We start from the raw sequence: 15,946 nt of genomic DNA on the forward strand, positions 1-15,946 counted from the left end.
GCCGGATGCGGCGCGAGCGCCTTATCCGGCCTACGGGTCGTGCATCCGACAACACCGAATTTACAGGAACACAGAATATGCAAAACATTACCCAGTCCTGGTTTCTCCAGGGAATGATCAAAGCCACCACCGACGCCTGGCTGAAAGGCTGGGACGAGCGCAATGGTGGTAACCTGACGCTGCGCCTGGATGACGCCGATATCGCACCGTATCACGACAACTTTCATGCACAACCGCGCTATATCCCGCTCAGCCAGCCCATGCCTTTACTGGCAAATACACCGTTTATTGTCACCGGCTCCGGCAAATTCTTCCGTAACGTCCAGCTTGATCCTGCGGCTAACTTAGGCGTCGTAAAAGTCGACAGCGACGGCGCGGGCTACCACATTCTCTGGGGGCTAACTCACGAAGCCGTTCCAACCTCTGAACTTCCGGCTCACTTCCTTTCCCACTGCGAGCGCATTAAAGCCACCAACGGTAAAGATCGGGTGATCATGCACTGCCACGCCACCAACCTGATCGCCCTTACCTACGTACTGGAAAACGACACCGCGCTCTTCACTCGCCAGCTTTGGGAAGGCAGCACCGAGTGTCTGGTAGTGTTCCCGGATGGCGTCGGCATTTTGCCGTGGATGGTGCCCGGCACGGACGAAATCGGCCAGGCGACCGCACAGGAAATGCAAAAACATTCGCTGGTGTTGTGGCCCTTCCACGGCGTCTTCGGCAGCGGTCCGACACTGGATGAAACATTCGGTTTAATCGACACCGCAGAAAAATCAGCACAAGTATTAGTGAAGGTTTATTCGATGGGCGGCATGAAACAGACCATCAGTCGTGAAGAGCTGATAGCACTCGGCCAGCGTTTCGGCGTTACACCACTTGCCAGTGCGCTGGCGCTGTAAGGAGCAAATATGATCCGCAAAGCCTTTGTCATGCAGGTTAACCCCGACGCCCACGAAGAGTATCAGCGTCGGCATAATCCAATCTGGCCGGAACTGGAAGCAGTGTTGAAATCTCACGGTGCGCATAACTACGCCATTTACCTCGACAAAGCGCGTAATCTGCTGTTTGCCACGGTAGAGATTGAATCTGAAGAACGGTGGAATGCGGTAGCCAGTACTGATGTTTGCCAACGTTGGTGGAAGTATATGACCGACGTTATGCCAGCTAACCCGGATAACAGCCCAGTCAGTAGCGAGCTGCAAGAAGTGTTTTACCTGCCGTAATTGCCCAATGTGCCGGAGATGCCTCCGGCACAATACTTTTAATTTCTACTTAAAAAAATAAACATATTGCACCTTCAATGAGTATATCCAGGCAAGTTATATTTCCCCGATACATTATGAGCAAATCACAAAAATAATGAATAACTCATTAATGATTCATGTCGTTTATTTAAATAACCATTATTTGCATTACTCCGCAAACCTGACCTTTCCCTCTATCTCAAATTGTCATCGTTTGCCGACATATCGACTCTCATCACTTAGTCGCTCCACCATTACAATGGGTTAAAATATATTTTATGGAGTTCGATTAATGGCTGCTCTTACTGCAAGCTGTATTCCCTTGAATATTCAGGGCAATAGCGATTATTCCATTCTGAGACAGCTGGCTACAATAGCATGTCAAAATGGTTTCATTACCGATTCTCATACGTTTCTGCAGATCCTACTGCGACGCGAAAAAATGCACTCCACGGGATTTGGTTCTGGCATTGCCGTACCACACGGTAAAAGCGCCTGCGTTAAACTACCCTTCGTGTTATTCGCCCGCAAAGCACAGGCCATTAACTGGAAAGCCAGCGACGGCGAAGGCGAAAACCTGATTGTTAATCGTCTCGCCATCCCACATGGCTGGAGCGAACAGGAACGCCGTTTTCGTGGATTTTTTATTACCCTCGCCCAACCGCTCGAGGTGAATAACGAAGTCATTAACCATGTGTTGATCGCCTGTGCCGCCGCTGATGCGCGCCACGAGTTGAAAATATTCAGCTCTCTGGCAAGCGTACTATGTACGTATCCGGCGGAGACTATTGCCGGGCTAACGGGATATGAAGGGTGTATAGCGTTACTTCGTCAGGAGTGAATGATGTCGGATCCACGTTTGACACGGCTTAACGACGTGTAGGTCGGATAAAGCGTTTACGCCGCATCCGACCTTGTATTTCTCAGCAAAAATAAAAACGTTTAACGCAGGCGATTATAATCATCGACCATTTCGTTGTACTCGCGTAACGCTCGCGGAAATGAGTCGTCGACCATCCAGCTTGTGTTTGCATCCTGAAGTTGCTCTTTATCCCAGTCAGAATACGGAACTTTATCTCTGACGCGGCGAACATATTTTTTAGCCTCGAGTTGATACTGGTCTGCCGAATTAATGAACGAGAAATTCATACCGCCTTTATCCGCTTCTTTGGCCTGCGCCACCAGCGTTTCCAGTTCAGAGACTTTCTTCATTGCCGCATCAACATCAAACTTATCTTGCGATATCAGGTTATTAATTTGTTTCGCTGAAATCATGACTGCCAGGGAGTAGTAGTGGAATGTTTTTCCTTCTGTTTCTTCAATATTTTTCAGTTCCGCAAGCTGACGCTTATCGTTAATTTCCTGAATCGCCGCATGATAAGATTCTGCTACAGGTTCAAAGGCTTCAAGATTTTTTAAGAATGTCTGGTGCAGCGTTTTCCCTTTCGCAAACGCATCGTCTTTATAATTTTCCTGGGTGTAATATTTATCCATTTCGTTAATGGTATTACCCAACGCCACAGCAGCATCGATATAACTCACCGCCACGCCATCAATAGGTTGCAGCGCAGGCGTTAATGCCACGACTCTTTTTATTCCTTTTTCACACTCAGAGAGATTCGATTCACTAATACTGTAGATGCCATAAACAGTACGCTCTTCACCGGTAGGCCCCTGTTTAAAATCTTTCAGCCAGTCAGCATAACGCGCCAGACTGCTCTGTACCGGGATCTGTAACTTGTTGTAGCACTTGATATAGACATCCATTTTTTCGTCGAAAACCGCTTGTTCATCGACCACCGGTTGCGCAGGTGTTTCAGGTTTAGCTTCTGCTTTTGCAACGGGAGCTTCAGTAGGTTTCGCTTCAGGAGTTGGTGCGGCAGGTTGACTATTGGCAGGCGGGGGAGTTTCTGTTTCGGATTTTTTATCGTCACAACCAGTGATACCGAGGGCCATTATGGCGACTATAATAGCGGAAGATAATAAATTCCTTTTCATTTAATTGCCTTATAAATAGATAAATAAGAGAGTGAATATAATAAATGAAAAAAGAAAATGTCACTACACGCGTTTTGTTTATAAATAAATCGATAATATTCATAAAATGAATAAGTCCTGTAATTTAATTTCTAAATCACAGGACTTATTTTAATTAACGGCACAACCTTTGCGGGAGGGAGTGTCATGTCCCCCACCATTAATCATGCACTACATCCCGTAGCGTTCGGCAATAGCAGCATGTTTCTCTTCATTCGCCCCGGCTTCTTTGGCAAGACGCCACCAGCACAACGGATGTTCCCAGTCAGCGGTCAATTCGTGCAAGGTCTTATCGATATCACCTTTAGAAATTGAACGCGGCGCACTGATAACAAAGTAGAATGCGGGAAGTGGCTGCGCATCTTCACCCTGATGACTGTCCGTTAACGTATAGTCGTCATTACTGTTGCTCCAGTAGTACCAGTTTCGTTCACGAAGCGCCTCACGGAAAGTATTAAACTCTTCTTCACCAGGCATGACTCCTTCACAGAACCAGGACTCGCCGTACTCGGTGGGGATAATGGTTTGCAGGCAGGCATAAAGTGGCGTGAAATTCTTCTGCTCTTCTTCGTCTTCGGGGCGGGTGTTTAACATTTCTGCATCGAATACCACAACCTCATCAACATGTTGCGGATAATCGGTGCGGTAAGTCGGCTCAATGATCCTTGCTGTTACCGGCCCAATACGTTGAGCATAGTAATATCGATATTCATAATTTTCCCGGAAGCGAATGTTTAGCAGCCCCCATTTTTCGTCAATAAAACCTTCGCCTTCTATGAGCTCGATTTCCAGTTCAGCGGCAATAGCACGAACCAAATCCCATTGTTGCAGGATGCTGGCGGTCGCCATGATATCCCACTGGAGATTGCGAATATCTTCTTCACGGCTAATCATCAGTTGCTGCAATTGTTGTAAATAATCCAGCTGTCGATCCCAGGCTTCCTGTTTTTGTGCTGCCCAGGAGCACATGCGATAAACGCCAACCCACTCACGCCCTTTTTCGTGTTGCAGCAACTGGTGTCCAATCGACTCGAGTTCACTCCAGTCTTCCTGTTGGTTGATCACTCGCGCACGGAACCACAAGGCCATATGTAGCAGCCCCGCCTGTTCATACTGCTTCGCCAGGTGCTCAATGGTTTGCAGATCGTCACGGTGGAGCAATAAATCCAACAGCTCGAAGCAAAGACCATTATCTTCCTGGATGTGGCTTTCGACGTAGCGTTGCAGAAGTTCAATCGACTCATCAATCGCATTACAGGCGTTTAACGCATTGACCAGTTTGCCCAGCAATTCCGCATCATCTGGCGCGTTCAGGTAAGCGCGGCGGAATGTTTCGACGTCTTTTTCTGGATCTGGTTGCGTTTCTTCATCGCTATTTTCAGGTACTTCTACAACCGGACGAGCAAGCAACTCTGCTTCTTTGGCGGCGATTTTTTCACTCAGTTCGAGAAACTCACGATCAACCTCCAGTAACACGCGTAATTTTGGCATGTGTCGCTGGGCCAGTTTCATCGCTATTTTGGCAACCCAGACGGATTCACGCTCCAGCGCCAGGGTAATTTGCAGTTTCGCCAGATCAACCACTTTGCGGTGCGCTCCGGCCTGCGAGCGGTGCTCCAGCATTTTTTGGATGATGCGCGCCAGTTGCCAGTTGTTTCTTTGTGGATGACGGGGAAGTAACACAGTAATGATTTTCAGCCATGACCCCCATGAATGGGGAGTCAGATCTGACCAACGCGGTAATTCCTCCCAGACTTCTTCGTCCTGCCCGCATAACGCCATGATGTACAGTTTTTTGAGGTGATTACTAATGCGGTCGCGGCCCCAGTAATCATTGGCTTCTGTCAGCTCATCAATCAGTATGCGTGCTTCATCATAACGCTGAAGTTCAATCAGAATATCGGCACGAGTATAAAGTAATGCATCAATATCATCTTCCCCGGCTGCTTTAACTGCGTCGATTTGTCGATCCAGATAAGCCAATGCCTCCTCTATTCTTTTGGAATCTATCAGTGCACTGGCATATTCAGTGGACAAACACTGAAAACAGCTCCAGGTCGGATCAATCCGCGCGATGGTTTCTTCACATACCGCCATACGTTCATTCGCCCAGCCAGGTGCATCAATATTTTCGTAGCAGGCGGATAAATCCTGGGTAACGCAGATAGATTGTGGGCAATCTTTTGTCTCTTCCCGGTGCGCTTTTTCAAACAGCGCCACTACGTCAGGCAGTACTTTTTCACCTTCTTCGCGGTTAGTCAGGCGATGGCGCATTTCCCAGTGACCAATAAAAATCTCCAGCCACGGATTTTTTGCCACCTGGGTAAGTGCTTTTACTTCAGGTAACAGCGAATCGCACTTTTCCATTTGCAGGTGCATAACGCCTTCCGAATAATCATCGATAAGTTGCGGAATATACTCCTGCCCGGCATCGCGTAACTCCTTAGTATATTTGTGATACCACTCCCATATATCCATTTTATTTTCCTTGATTAATTAAGACAGGAATAACCTGAGTAAAATCTTCCAGTGCCTGATGTAAATCCCACTGCTGTTCTTTATTACCACTGGAGCACAAAATCACTTTCAGCGATTTTAATAACCGTAATGCTGCCGCTGGCTGTTGATGGTGTTGTAATGCCGTCACCAGTTGCATGACACAGGGGTTATTAAGATTGATATACAGACTTGAAGTTTTAGTCTTTTGGATTTGCGAGGTAAATTGCCGCGCCAGCATTAACGCTGCGGTGCTGATGCGTTTATCTGCGTCATCCTGTTCGAGAATTTGTTTTAATTCTGCTTCGCGGTCTGGCGTGACCACGAGCGGTAAAACCGCTGGTTCGAAGCGGGAGATAATTAATTGCTCGCCGTCGCAAAGATGCTCTTCCAGATAAGCAACCTGCTCTTCAGGTAATTCTGCCAGGCTGAACAACTGCTCATTACCCGTTTGCGTACCGACTTCGATAATCCGGCAGTGATATAACAGCGCCCAACGACGTAAAAATGGCACCACCGCATAGCGATCGCCACGGGCAACGGGCCGTTGCAGAATGTGGAACAACATCTCTTCAAAACCGCCGTCGCGGCTTAACAGAATATGAATGCTGTTATTAACGCGTAAATCCTTCGCCAGCAACGCCCCTTTTGACGTTGGCACCTGCAAGCGATCTTTGAGCAAATCAAACAGACGGTCATCACATAATGCCGCACCGAGCAACGCTTCGTTGTGGCGCATTAATACACGCCGCCAGATTTCTGGCTGATTTTGTGCGAGATCGGACAAACCAGAAATCAGCGCCTCCTTTAACGCCTCCTGCACCGCAACCCAGGTTTCGTCCCGCTGGAGATCTTCCCGGCTCGCCGTAGGCGTTAGTTTCGATGACTCAATCACGCCGCCAATAAATCCGGCCCAGGGAGGTAACAACTCACGCGCTTCATCATCCAGTAACATACCGCGCAAAAACAGCGACAGGTTGCGGTTATCGCTGGTGCCGTAGGTTGCGCCATCCTGAATCCATAAAATCCCAACCGCGTCGCTCATCCCCACGGGCACCACCGGAATGGTGCAAATCGGTTCGAAGGAGGATTCAAACTGTGCGGCAAAGGCGAGATTTTTACGCTGTACCAGCGCGCGGTGCATGGTTACGCCTTCAGGGGCAACTTCACGCCACGGTGGTTGCAGTTTATTCACCGGCTCGCTGGCATCACCGACATAGACTGGTTCGTGCAGTAATATGCAATAGCGTGAAAGAACGCGGTTCAGCAAATTGTTACTCGCCAGATGGCTGTACTCTTCTTTGAGCGTCAGAATCACCTGCGTACCCGTTTCCGAGGACTGATGCGGCGTAACGGTATATTTTTGCCCGTCGGTAGAGTGGTATTTCCAGCTCTGATCCGGCGTTTGCCAGGATGTGGTCAACACCGTGACCTCTTTTGCCAGTACAAAGGCCGACAAAAAACCGAGGCCGAACATACCAATTAAACCGGTGTTGTCATCCTGCTGGCGCAACATTCGGGTATAACCCACGCCCACTGTAGCAAGGAAGCCGTGAATTTCGCTTTCTGTCAGACCCGCACCGGTATCAGTAATAGTGATAGTGGACTTCGCCACGTCAGCCACCACACGAATTTGGTTATCCTTTGGCGCATCGGGCTGCTCAATCCTGCGACGCACAATCGCATCATGGCCGTTCTGCACCAGCTCGCGCACGGCAACTACGGGAGTGGAGTAAAGATGCTTACTAAGCACCTCAATTAAACCGTTTAAATTAACTTCTGTAGAATATGAACTGCCAGGTAACTGTAATGTACTCATTTTTCAATACTCATAATCCATCACCTACTATTGAAAATACATTGCTGTTTTTTACAACCGGTGCAAGGTTTGTTATTTGCATTCACTCATCGGAAACATTTATTTATTGACGCGATGATTAAAACAAAATGTCTTATATAAATAATGATTAATTCTTAAAGGATTAATGCGACTGGAGTATATCGATATAACCCGGATTTAACGAGATAATTTCTTGTGGTGAAATTATTATTTGAATGCTGAATAATATATTGAGGATTATTTAATAGAAAAATAAAACCGCAATCCAGAATCAGAATTGCGGTATTTCTTTAATTATGAATCAATCGCTGCGGATGAGTATAAACCGTTGCCCGACCCGGCTTACAAAAGCCCACCAGCGTCAAATTACAACGCTCAGCCACTTCTACGGCAAGCGTGGTCGCGGCAGACACCGCAAACAAAATCTCGACGCCGCACATCGCTGACTTTTGCACCATTTCATAACTGGCACGACTGGAAACCAGCACCGCACCTTGCAGCCAGCTTTCCCCTTCTTGTGACCGGCGGCCTAACAGTTTATCCAGCGCCACATGGCGACCCACGTCTTCATGCCCGCCTACCAGTTCGCCAGATGGCAACATCCAGGCAGCGGCGTGAGTACAACCAGTCAGTTGCCCCACTGGCTGGAAATCATTGAGATGGCGTAATGCATCATCCAGTTTGTTGAGATCAAATGTCTGAGTGAACGGCAGCGGCTGAACCGGTTTACCGATGTCATTAAGTTGCTCCACGCCGCACACGCCACAGCCCGTACGCCCCGCCAGCGCCCGACGACGCTCCTTCAACCCCATAAAGCGGCGGCTGGAAAGCTCAATTTGCACTTCCAGACCATTACAGGAAGGAACGACATCCATACCGAAGATATCGCGCGGACTTTCGATAATCCCCTCGGAAAGCGAAAAACCGAGCGCAAAGTATTCAAGGTCTTTGGGCGACGCCATCATCACCACATGCGAAATGCCGTTGTAGACCAGCGCAACGGGAACCTCTTCCGCCACCTCATCTAACCGTGGGTGTTGTAAATCGTCACGCCGCCATAACTCAATTTGACGAACACCTGTGACATTTGTCACATTTTTGATTTCTTTTTGCTGTGTTTTTTTCACTTTCTATTAACCGGATAAGAACACACACACCAACATTATGGTATTCTGTTACAAACCCTTCCTGGATGGAGGGAAATTGAGCCAATTCTGGACCTTTGCGGCCCCTTCCGCAAAGAAAAATAACTCCCACTCCCTGCACACGCAGCAAGCGAATGTAAATGGGACGTGACAATGTCGAAACAAGGAGCAATCCATGCAGGTCAGCAGAAGGCAGTTCTTTAAGATCTGCGCTGGCGGTATGGCAGGCACCACGGCAGCGGCACTGGGTTTTGCACCCAGCGTAGCACTCGCGGAAACCCGGCAGTATAAACTGCTGCGCACCCGCGAAACCCGTAATACCTGCACCTATTGTTCCGTAGGCTGTGGGCTGTTGATGTACAGCCTCGGTGACGGAGCAAAAAACGCCAAAGCATCTATCTTCCATATCGAAGGTGACCCGGATCACCCGGTCAACCGCGGTGCACTTTGTCCGAAAGGCGCTGGCCTGGTGGATTTCATCCACTCCGAAAGCCGTCTGAAGTTTCCGGAATACCGTGCGCCAGGTTCTGATAAATGGCAGCAAATCAGTTGGGAAGAGGCGTTTGATCGCATTGCCAAACTGATGAAAGAAGACCGCGATGCTAACTACATTGCGCAAAACGCCGAAGGCGTGACTGTTAACCGCTGGCTCTCCACCGGGATGTTGTGTGCTTCCGCGTCGAGTAACGAAACCGGCTATTTAACGCAAAAATTCTCCCGCGCGCTGGGTATGCTCGCGGTCGACAACCAGGCGCGTGTCTGACACGGACCAACGGTAGCAAGTCTTGCTCCAACATTTGGTCGCGGTGCGATGACCAACCACTGGGTCGACATCAAGAACGCCAACCTCGTCGTGGTGATGGGCGGTAACGCCGCTGAAGCACACCCGGTCGGGTTCCGCTGGGCGATGGAAGCCAAAATTCACAACGGCGCGAAGCTGATTGTGATCGATCCTCGCTTTACGCGTACGGCGGCGGTGGCTGACTACTATGCCCCTATTCGTTCCGGTACTGACATTGCTTTCCTGTCAGGCGTATTGCTGTACCTGCTGAACAATGAAAAATTCAACCGCGAATACACCGAAGCCTATACCAACGCCAGCCTGATCGTGCGTGAGGATTACGGCTTTGAAGATGGCCTGTTCACCGGCTACGACGCGGAAAAACGCAAGTACGATAAATCCTCCTGGACTTACGAACTGGACGAAAACGGCTTCGCCAAACGCGATACCACGCTGCAACATCCGCGCTGCGTGTGGAACTTGCTGAAACAGCACGTTTCCCGTTATACGCCAGATGTGGTTGAAAACATCTGTGGTACGCCGAAAGACGCGTTCCTGAAAGTCTGCGAATACATCGCAGAGACCAGTGCTCACGATAAAACTGCCTCGTTCCTTTACGCGCTCGGCTGGACTCAACACTCCGTTGGCGCGCAGAACATTCGTACGATGGCGATGATCCAGCTACTGCTCGGCAATATGGGGATGGCAGGCGGCGGCGTTAACGCCCTGCGCGGTCACTCCAACATTCAGGGGCTGACGGACCTGGGGCTGCTGTCGCAGAGCCTGCCAGGTTACATGACGCTGCCAAGCGAGAAGCAGACCGATCTGCAAACCTACCTTGCCGCCAATACGCCGAAACCGCTGCTGGAAGGCCAGGTTAACTACTGGGGCAATTACCCGAAATTCTTCGTCTCCATGATGAAGGCCTTCTTTGGTGATAAAGCGACGGCAGAAAACAGCTGGGGCTTTGACTGGTTGCCGAAGTGGGATAAAGGCTACGACGTCCTGCAATACTTCGAGATGATGAAAGAGGGCAAGGTCAATGGCTATATCTGCCAGGGCTTTAACCCTGTTGCCTCATTCCCGAACAAAAACAAAGTGATCGGTTGTCTGTCGAAACTGAAGTTCCTCGTCACTATCGACCCGCTGAACACTGAAACCTCTAACTTCTGGCAGAACCACGGTGAGCTGAACGAAGTGGACTCGTCGAAGATCCAGACCGAAGTGTTCCGTCTGCCATCGACCTGCTTCGCGGAAGAGAACGGTTCAATCGTTAACTCCGGTCGCTGGTTGCAGTGGCACTGGAAAGGTGCGGACGCCCCGGGGATTGCGCTGACTGATGGCGAGATCCTCTCTGGTATCTTCCTGCGCTTGCGCAAGATGTACGCCGAACAGGGTGGCGCGAACCCGGACCAAGTGCTGAACATGACCTGGAACTACGCCATCCCGCATGAGCCGAAGTCGGAAGAAGTGGCGATGGAGAGCAACGGTAAGGCGCTGGCCGATATTACCGATCCGGCAACCGGTGCGGTTATCGTCAAGAAAGGCCAACAACTTAGCTCGTTCGCTCAACTGCGCGATGACGGCACCACCTCCTGTGGCTGCTGGATTTTCGCCGGTAGCTGGACGCCGGAAGGCAACCAGATGGCGCGTCGTGATAACGCCGATCCGTCTGGCCTCGGTAACACGCTGGGCTGGGCATGGGCATGGCCGCTTAACCGCCGCATTCTGTATAACCGCGCCTCCGCAGATCCGCAGGGTAACCCGTGGGATCCGAAGCGTCAGTTGCTGAAATGGGACGGCACCAAATGGACCGGCTGGGATATTCCGGACTACAGCGCAGCGCCTCCGGGCAGTGGCGTCGGGCCGTTTATCATGCAGCAGGAAGGCATGGGGCGTCTGTTTGCCCTCGATAAGATGGCGGAAGGTCCGTTCCCGGAACACTACGAGCCGTTTGAAACGCCGCTGGGAACTAACCCACTGCATCCAAACGTTATCTCGAACCCGGCTGCGCGAATCTTTAAAGACGATGCCGAAGCATTGGGTAAAGCCGATAAGTTCCCGTATGTCGGAACCACCTATCGTCTGACCGAGCACTTCCACTACTGGACCAAACACGCGCTGTTGAATGCGATTTTGCAGCCAGAGCAGTTTGTGGAAATCGGGGAGTCGTTGGCGAATAAACTTGGCATTGCCCAGGGCGATACCGTGAAAGTCTCCTCCAACCGTGGCTATATCAAAGCCAAAGCGGTGGTGACCAAACGTATTCGCACGCTGAAAGCGAATGGCAAAGATATCGATACCATCGGTATTCCGATTCACTGGGGCTATGAAGGTGTTGCGAAAAAAGGCTTTATTGCCAACACGTTAACGCCATTCGTCGGTGATGCGAACACGCAGACGCCGGAGTTTAAGTCCTTCCTTGTGAATGTGGAAAAGGTGTAACGGAGACGACATATGGCTTATCAATCTCAAGATATCATTCGTCGTTCCGCGACTAACGGTCTGACCCCCGCGCCTCAGGCGCGGGACTTCCAGGAAGAAGTGGCGAAACTCATCGACGTCACCACCTGTATCGGCTGTAAAGCCTGTCAGGTGGCGTGTTCAGAGTGGAACGACATTCGCGATACCGTCGGCAATAACATTGGGGTGTACGACAACCCCAATGATTTAAGCGCCAAATCGTGGACGGTGATGCGCTTCTCGGAAGTGGAGCAGAACGACAAACTGGAATGGCTGATCCGTAAAGACGGCTGTATGCACTGTTCCGATCCAGGCTGCCTGAAAGCGTGTCCGGCGGAAGGGGCAATTATTCAGTATGCCAACGGTATCGTCGACTTCCAGTCTGAGCAGTGCATTGGTTGCGGTTATTGCATTGCGGGCTGTCCGTTCGACATTCCGCGCCTCAACCCGGAAGACAACCGCGTTTACAAATGTACGCTGTGCGTTGACCGCGTGGTGGTTGGGCAAGAACCGGCCTGTGTGAAAACCTGCCCGACGGGTGCGATTCACTTCGGTACGAAAGAGTCGATGAAAACGCTGGCGAGCGAGCGCGTGGCTGAGCTGAAAACCCGTGGTTACGACAATGCGGGTCTGTACGATCCGGCAGGCGTGGGTGGTACACACGTTATGTACGTGCTGCACCATGCTGACAAGCCGAATCTGTATCATGGCTTGCCGGAGAACCCGGAAATCAGCGAAACCGTGAAATTCTGGAAAGGCATCTGGAAACCGCTCGCAGCTGTTGGCTTTGCGGCTACCTTCGCAGCCAGTATCTTCCACTACGTGGGTGTCGGTCCGAACCGTGCGGATGAGGAAGAGAATAATCTGCACGAAGAGAAAGACGAGGAGCGCAAATGAAACGACGTGACACCATCGTGCGCTACACCGCGCCGGAACGTATCAACCACTGGATCACCGCCTTCTGCTTCATCCTGGCGGCGGTGAGCGGGCTGGGCTTTTTGTTCCCTTCCTTCAACTGGTTGATGCAAATCATGGGCACACCGCAGCTGGCGCGCATTCTGCACCCGTTTGTCGGCGTGGTTATGTTTGCCTCGTTCATCATCATGTTTTTCCGTTACTGGCATCACAACCTAATCAATCGGGATGATATCTTTTGGGCGAAGAATATTCGTAAGATCGTCGTCAACGAGGAAGTAGGTGACACCGGGCGTTATAACTTCGGTCAGAAATGCGTTTTCTGGGCGGCGATTATTTTCCTGGTCCTGCTGCTGGTGAGCGGTGTGATTATCTGGCGTCCTTATTTTGCGCCTGCTTTCTCAATCCCGGTGATCCGATTCGCGTTAATGCTGCATTCATTTGCCGCAGTGGCGTTAATTGTGGTTATCATGGTGCATATCTACGCCGCCCTTTGGGTGAAAGGCACGATTACCGCCATGGTGGAAGGATGGGTTACCAGCGCCTGGGCGAAGAAACATCACCCGCGCTGGTACCGTGAGGTCCGCAAGACAACGGAAAAGAAAGCTGAATGAGTATTCGCATAATCCCGCAAGATGAGCTGGGTTCGAGCGAGAAACGTACGGCGGATATGATTCCGCCGTTATTGTTCCCTCGGCTCAAAAATTTATACAACCGCCGCGCTGAACGTCTGCGCGAGCTGGCAGAAAATAATCCGCTGGGTGATTATCTGCGCTTTGCTGCGCTTATCGCCCACGCCCAGGAAGTGGTGCTGTACGACCATCCGCTGGAGATGGATCTGACCGCGCGCATTAAAGAAGCCAGCGCACAAGGCAAGCCACCGCTGGATATTCACGTTTTGCCGCGTGATAAGCACTGGCAAAAGCTGCTGATGGCAATGATTGCTGAGCTGAAACCTGAAATGAGCGGCCCGGCGCTGGCAGTGATTGAGAATCTGGAGAAGGCATCAAGCCAGGAGCTGGAAGATATGGCCAGCGCGCTGTTCGCCTCTGATTTCTCGTCCGTCAGCAGCGATAAAGCGCCGTTTATCTGGGCCGCACTGTCGCTCTACTGGGCGCAGATGGCCAATCTGATCCCCGGCAAAGCCCGCGCTGAATACGGCGAACAACGTCAATATTGCCCGGTTTGTGGTTCTATGCCGGTGTCCAGTATGGTGCAAATTGGCACCACTCAGGGTCTGCGTTACCTGCACTGCAACCTGTGTGAAACTGAATGGCACGTAGTGCGCGTAAAATGCAGCAACTGTGAACAGAGCGGCAAACTGCATTACTGGTCGCTGGATGACGAACAGGCCGCGATTAAAGCCGAAAGCTGCGATGACTGTGGCACTTACCTGAAGATTCTTTATCAGGAAAAAGAGCCGAAAGTTGAAGCCGTGGCAGATGACCTCGCCTCTCTGGTACTGGATGCGCGAATGGAGCAAGAAGGCTACGCCCGCAGTTCCATTAACCCGTTCCTGTTTCCGGGTGAAGGGGAGTAATCTCTGACGTTTTCCGGGTGGCGCAGGTCGCCCGGATTACAGCTCATAGGGTATGACGACACCATCTCTCGTATTCCGCGTTACCCATTCAAGACCATGCTGTTAGTGCCTGTTTGGCCTCATTCTTCCCGCCAACACATCGATAAGGTTATTGGTATGTCACTGATGACAAGCGTAAGATTGCCTGATGCGCTGCGCTTATCAGGCCTACCAATAAACTGCAATATGTTGAATTTTCACGACTTTGTAGGACGGATAAGGCGTTCACGCCGCATCCGGCATGTACAACTCGCACGTTGTCAGCAATCTGATTGATATCATTTTTTCCCATTACCATTCCTCGCGCAGCTTACGCTGGTATTCGACACCATCTTCCTCACATCCTTGCCAGATGCCAAAAGCACTGGTTCTTGCTGTTTGCGATTGATTTACCAGGTATTGTTCTACCGCTTCTCGTAATAGGTCTGCACGCGGAAGATTACGCTGACCTCGAGATCATCAAGTTGCTTAATCACCTCATTCGATAAATCGAGTAAAATTCTGCTCATATCCATACCTGCCAGAGAGTTCATAAATATCTCGCCAATATCATTTTTGAATCTATAGAGAGAAAAGTACTCTTGCCGAATCTTTAAAGAAAGCGCATTTACGCATCACTTTTTATTTTTGCGAGGCGTTTTCCAGATACGATGTAACAATTGCAGTTATTATAAGTTCAAGTAAAACAACCTTGTATTAATACCAGAATAAGGACATCTGGTTTTTTATATTCAAGAATAAAAAATTTTTTGTCATTCCTTATGCTCCTTACACTGATCATCGACACCCACTGTCTCCCCCTTTTGCCTGCCTCCCTTTGCTTTACGCACCGGGAATTGCTGACGTTCCAGATATTGCTCTACCGCTTCGCGTAAAATTGCAGATCGTGAAACCTTACGCCAGCCCCTAAGCTTGTTCAGCCGTTTAATTGCCTCTTCTGATAAATGAAGAAAAACCGTATTCATCACCATTACCAATACCTTACATATATTACTCATTAATGTATGTGCGAAAATTACGCCGAAAAATCATTTAAAAAAAGCGGATTTTTGCATGCTGTTTTGTTTTTGCGAGACGTTTTCCAGAAATAATAAGAACGTTGCAGTTGTTTCATTTGTTAATCAAAAATGGTTTGGTTATCGCCCAGGATGAGATATGGGTGCTATAAATATATTATATTCAGGGATATTTATTTTTTGATTGGGTCTTCATTTGCATAATCTGAATGGTGTACCCGAAAAACGTCAGCATCCTAACAGCACCAGGATTTAAGGTGAAATTTAACATCCATCACAGACCGGTCAATGCTGCCACCAACCGGTCTTTACTTGCTCGTCGTTATAATTTTGTGGGTAACAGTTCGGGAAACAAGGAATTCCTTCCGGAACACCCCGGTATCATCCGATAGCATTGACGTCAATCATCAGCGCGACGGTGAGTTTT

12 protein-coding genes and 1 pseudogene are annotated in these 15,946 nt (G+C 49.8%); 7 read left to right on the plus strand and 6 right to left on the minus strand.

The genetic code is table 11. From position 1 onward, the window contains the following. The first annotated feature begins 77 nt into the window (after positions 1 to 77). From rhaD to AACU19_RS23755, 3 genes are all read left to right on the plus strand, one after another. Positions 78 to 902 carry a rhamnulose-1-phosphate aldolase gene (rhaD, locus tag AACU19_RS14995; protein WP_105279120.1) on the plus strand — a complete coding sequence of 275 codons (825 nt, stop codon included), beginning with the start codon at positions 78 to 80 and terminating at the stop codon, positions 900 to 902. Positions 903 to 911: 9 nt separating this feature from the next. Beyond that, on the plus strand, positions 912 to 1,226 hold the full coding sequence (rhaM, locus tag AACU19_RS15000) for an L-rhamnose mutarotase (protein WP_000619503.1): 315 nt from the start codon (positions 912 to 914) through the stop codon (positions 1,224 to 1,226). A gap of 313 nt (positions 1,227 to 1,539) precedes the next feature. Next, positions 1,540 to 2,088: a PTS fructose transporter subunit IIA gene (locus tag AACU19_RS23755; RefSeq protein WP_105279121.1), complete on the plus strand. Its 549-nt coding sequence runs from the start codon at positions 1,540 to 1,542 to the stop codon at positions 2,086 to 2,088. A gap of 101 nt (positions 2,089 to 2,189) precedes the next feature. On the opposite strand, the gene AACU19_RS15015 is transcribed toward AACU19_RS23755, so the two are convergent. From AACU19_RS15015 to fdhD, 4 genes are all read right to left on the minus strand, one after another. Continuing rightward, entirely contained in the window at positions 2,190 to 3,245 is a 1,056-nt protein-coding gene (locus AACU19_RS15015; RefSeq protein WP_105279122.1) for a YiiG family protein, read from the minus strand. Positions 3,246 to 3,455: 210 nt separating this feature from the next. Beyond that, positions 3,456 to 5,762 (minus strand): hypothetical protein, encoded by a 2,307-nt coding sequence (locus AACU19_RS15020; RefSeq protein ID WP_105279123.1) that lies wholly within the window; start codon positions 5,760 to 5,762, stop codon positions 3,456 to 3,458. A gap of 1 nt (position 5,763) precedes the next feature. Further along, positions 5,764 to 7,599, minus strand: coding sequence for an ATP-binding protein (locus tag AACU19_RS15025; RefSeq protein ID WP_039021506.1), 1,836 nt, complete (start codon positions 7,597 to 7,599; stop codon positions 5,764 to 5,766). Positions 7,600 to 7,910: 311 nt separating this feature from the next. After that, a complete protein-coding gene (gene fdhD, locus AACU19_RS15030; RefSeq protein WP_039021507.1) occupies positions 7,911 to 8,747 on the minus strand; it encodes a formate dehydrogenase accessory sulfurtransferase FdhD in 837 nt (278 codons plus the stop codon). 193 nt (positions 8,748 to 8,940) lie between these two features. Here fdhD and fdnG point away from each other — a divergent pair, with 193 nt between their 5' ends. From fdnG to fdhE, 4 genes are read left to right on the plus strand one after another with little or no spacing between them, the layout of a single operon-like run. Continuing rightward, positions 8,941 to 11,991, plus strand: a complete 3,051-nt coding sequence (gene fdnG, locus AACU19_RS15035) for a formate dehydrogenase-N subunit alpha (RefSeq protein WP_015953878.1) — start codon at positions 8,941 to 8,943, stop codon at positions 11,989 to 11,991. A 12-nt stretch (positions 11,992 to 12,003) separates the two neighbouring features. Beyond that, positions 12,004 to 12,906: a formate dehydrogenase O subunit beta gene (gene fdoH, locus AACU19_RS15040; RefSeq protein WP_000331377.1), complete on the plus strand. Its 903-nt coding sequence runs from the start codon at positions 12,004 to 12,006 to the stop codon at positions 12,904 to 12,906. Continuing rightward, the gene (fdoI, locus tag AACU19_RS15045; protein ID WP_000829013.1) at positions 12,903 to 13,538 is read left to right on the plus strand and encodes a formate dehydrogenase cytochrome b556 subunit; all 636 of its coding nucleotides are present in this window, start codon (positions 12,903 to 12,905) and stop codon (positions 13,536 to 13,538) included. Before fdoH ends, fdoI begins: the two co-directional genes overlap by 4 nt. Next, positions 13,535 to 14,464 carry a formate dehydrogenase accessory protein FdhE gene (gene fdhE, locus AACU19_RS15050; RefSeq protein ID WP_000027715.1) on the plus strand — a complete coding sequence of 310 codons (930 nt, stop codon included), beginning with the start codon at positions 13,535 to 13,537 and terminating at the stop codon, positions 14,462 to 14,464. The genes fdoI and fdhE overlap by 4 nt, the downstream gene beginning before the upstream one ends. Before the next feature lie 330 nt (positions 14,465 to 14,794). Here the strand turns inward: fdhE and AACU19_RS15055 are convergent. Next, positions 14,795 to 15,036 (minus strand): annotated as a pseudogene (locus AACU19_RS15055) (ribbon-helix-helix domain-containing protein). 219 nt (positions 15,037 to 15,255) lie between these two features. Further along, a complete protein-coding gene (locus AACU19_RS15060) occupies positions 15,256 to 15,474 on the minus strand; it encodes a ribbon-helix-helix domain-containing protein (protein WP_032185613.1) in 219 nt (72 codons plus the stop codon). Between the last annotated feature and the right edge of the window lie 472 nt (positions 15,475 to 15,946).

Origin of the sequence: Escherichia sp. MOD1-EC4550 (genome assembly GCF_963876935.1) — a bacterium.
GTDB lineage: Bacteria > Pseudomonadota > Gammaproteobacteria > Enterobacterales > Enterobacteriaceae > Escherichia > Escherichia coli_F.

Coding starts and splice junctions, on each gene's coding strand:
- rhaM (WP_000619503.1), top strand. CDS start 912: ATGATCCGCAAAGCCTTTGTCATGCAGGTTAACCCCGACGCCCACGAA.
- AACU19_RS15020 (WP_105279123.1), bottom strand. CDS start 5,762: ATGGATATATGGGAGTGGTATCACAAATATACTAAGGAGTTACGCGAT.
- rhaD (WP_105279120.1), top strand. CDS start 78: ATGCAAAACATTACCCAGTCCTGGTTTCTCCAGGGAATGATCAAAGCC.
- fdoI (WP_000829013.1), top strand. CDS start 12,903: ATGAAACGACGTGACACCATCGTGCGCTACACCGCGCCGGAACGTATC.
- fdoH (WP_000331377.1), top strand. CDS start 12,004: ATGGCTTATCAATCTCAAGATATCATTCGTCGTTCCGCGACTAACGGT.
- fdhE (WP_000027715.1), top strand. CDS start 13,535: ATGAGTATTCGCATAATCCCGCAAGATGAGCTGGGTTCGAGCGAGAAA.
- AACU19_RS23755 (WP_105279121.1), top strand. CDS start 1,540: ATGGCTGCTCTTACTGCAAGCTGTATTCCCTTGAATATTCAGGGCAAT.
- AACU19_RS15060 (WP_032185613.1), bottom strand. CDS start 15,474: ATGGTGATGAATACGGTTTTTCTTCATTTATCAGAAGAGGCAATTAAA.
- AACU19_RS15015 (WP_105279122.1), bottom strand. CDS start 3,245: ATGAAAAGGAATTTATTATCTTCCGCTATTATAGTCGCCATAATGGCC.
- AACU19_RS15025 (WP_039021506.1), bottom strand. CDS start 7,599: ATGAGTACATTACAGTTACCTGGCAGTTCATATTCTACAGAAGTTAAT.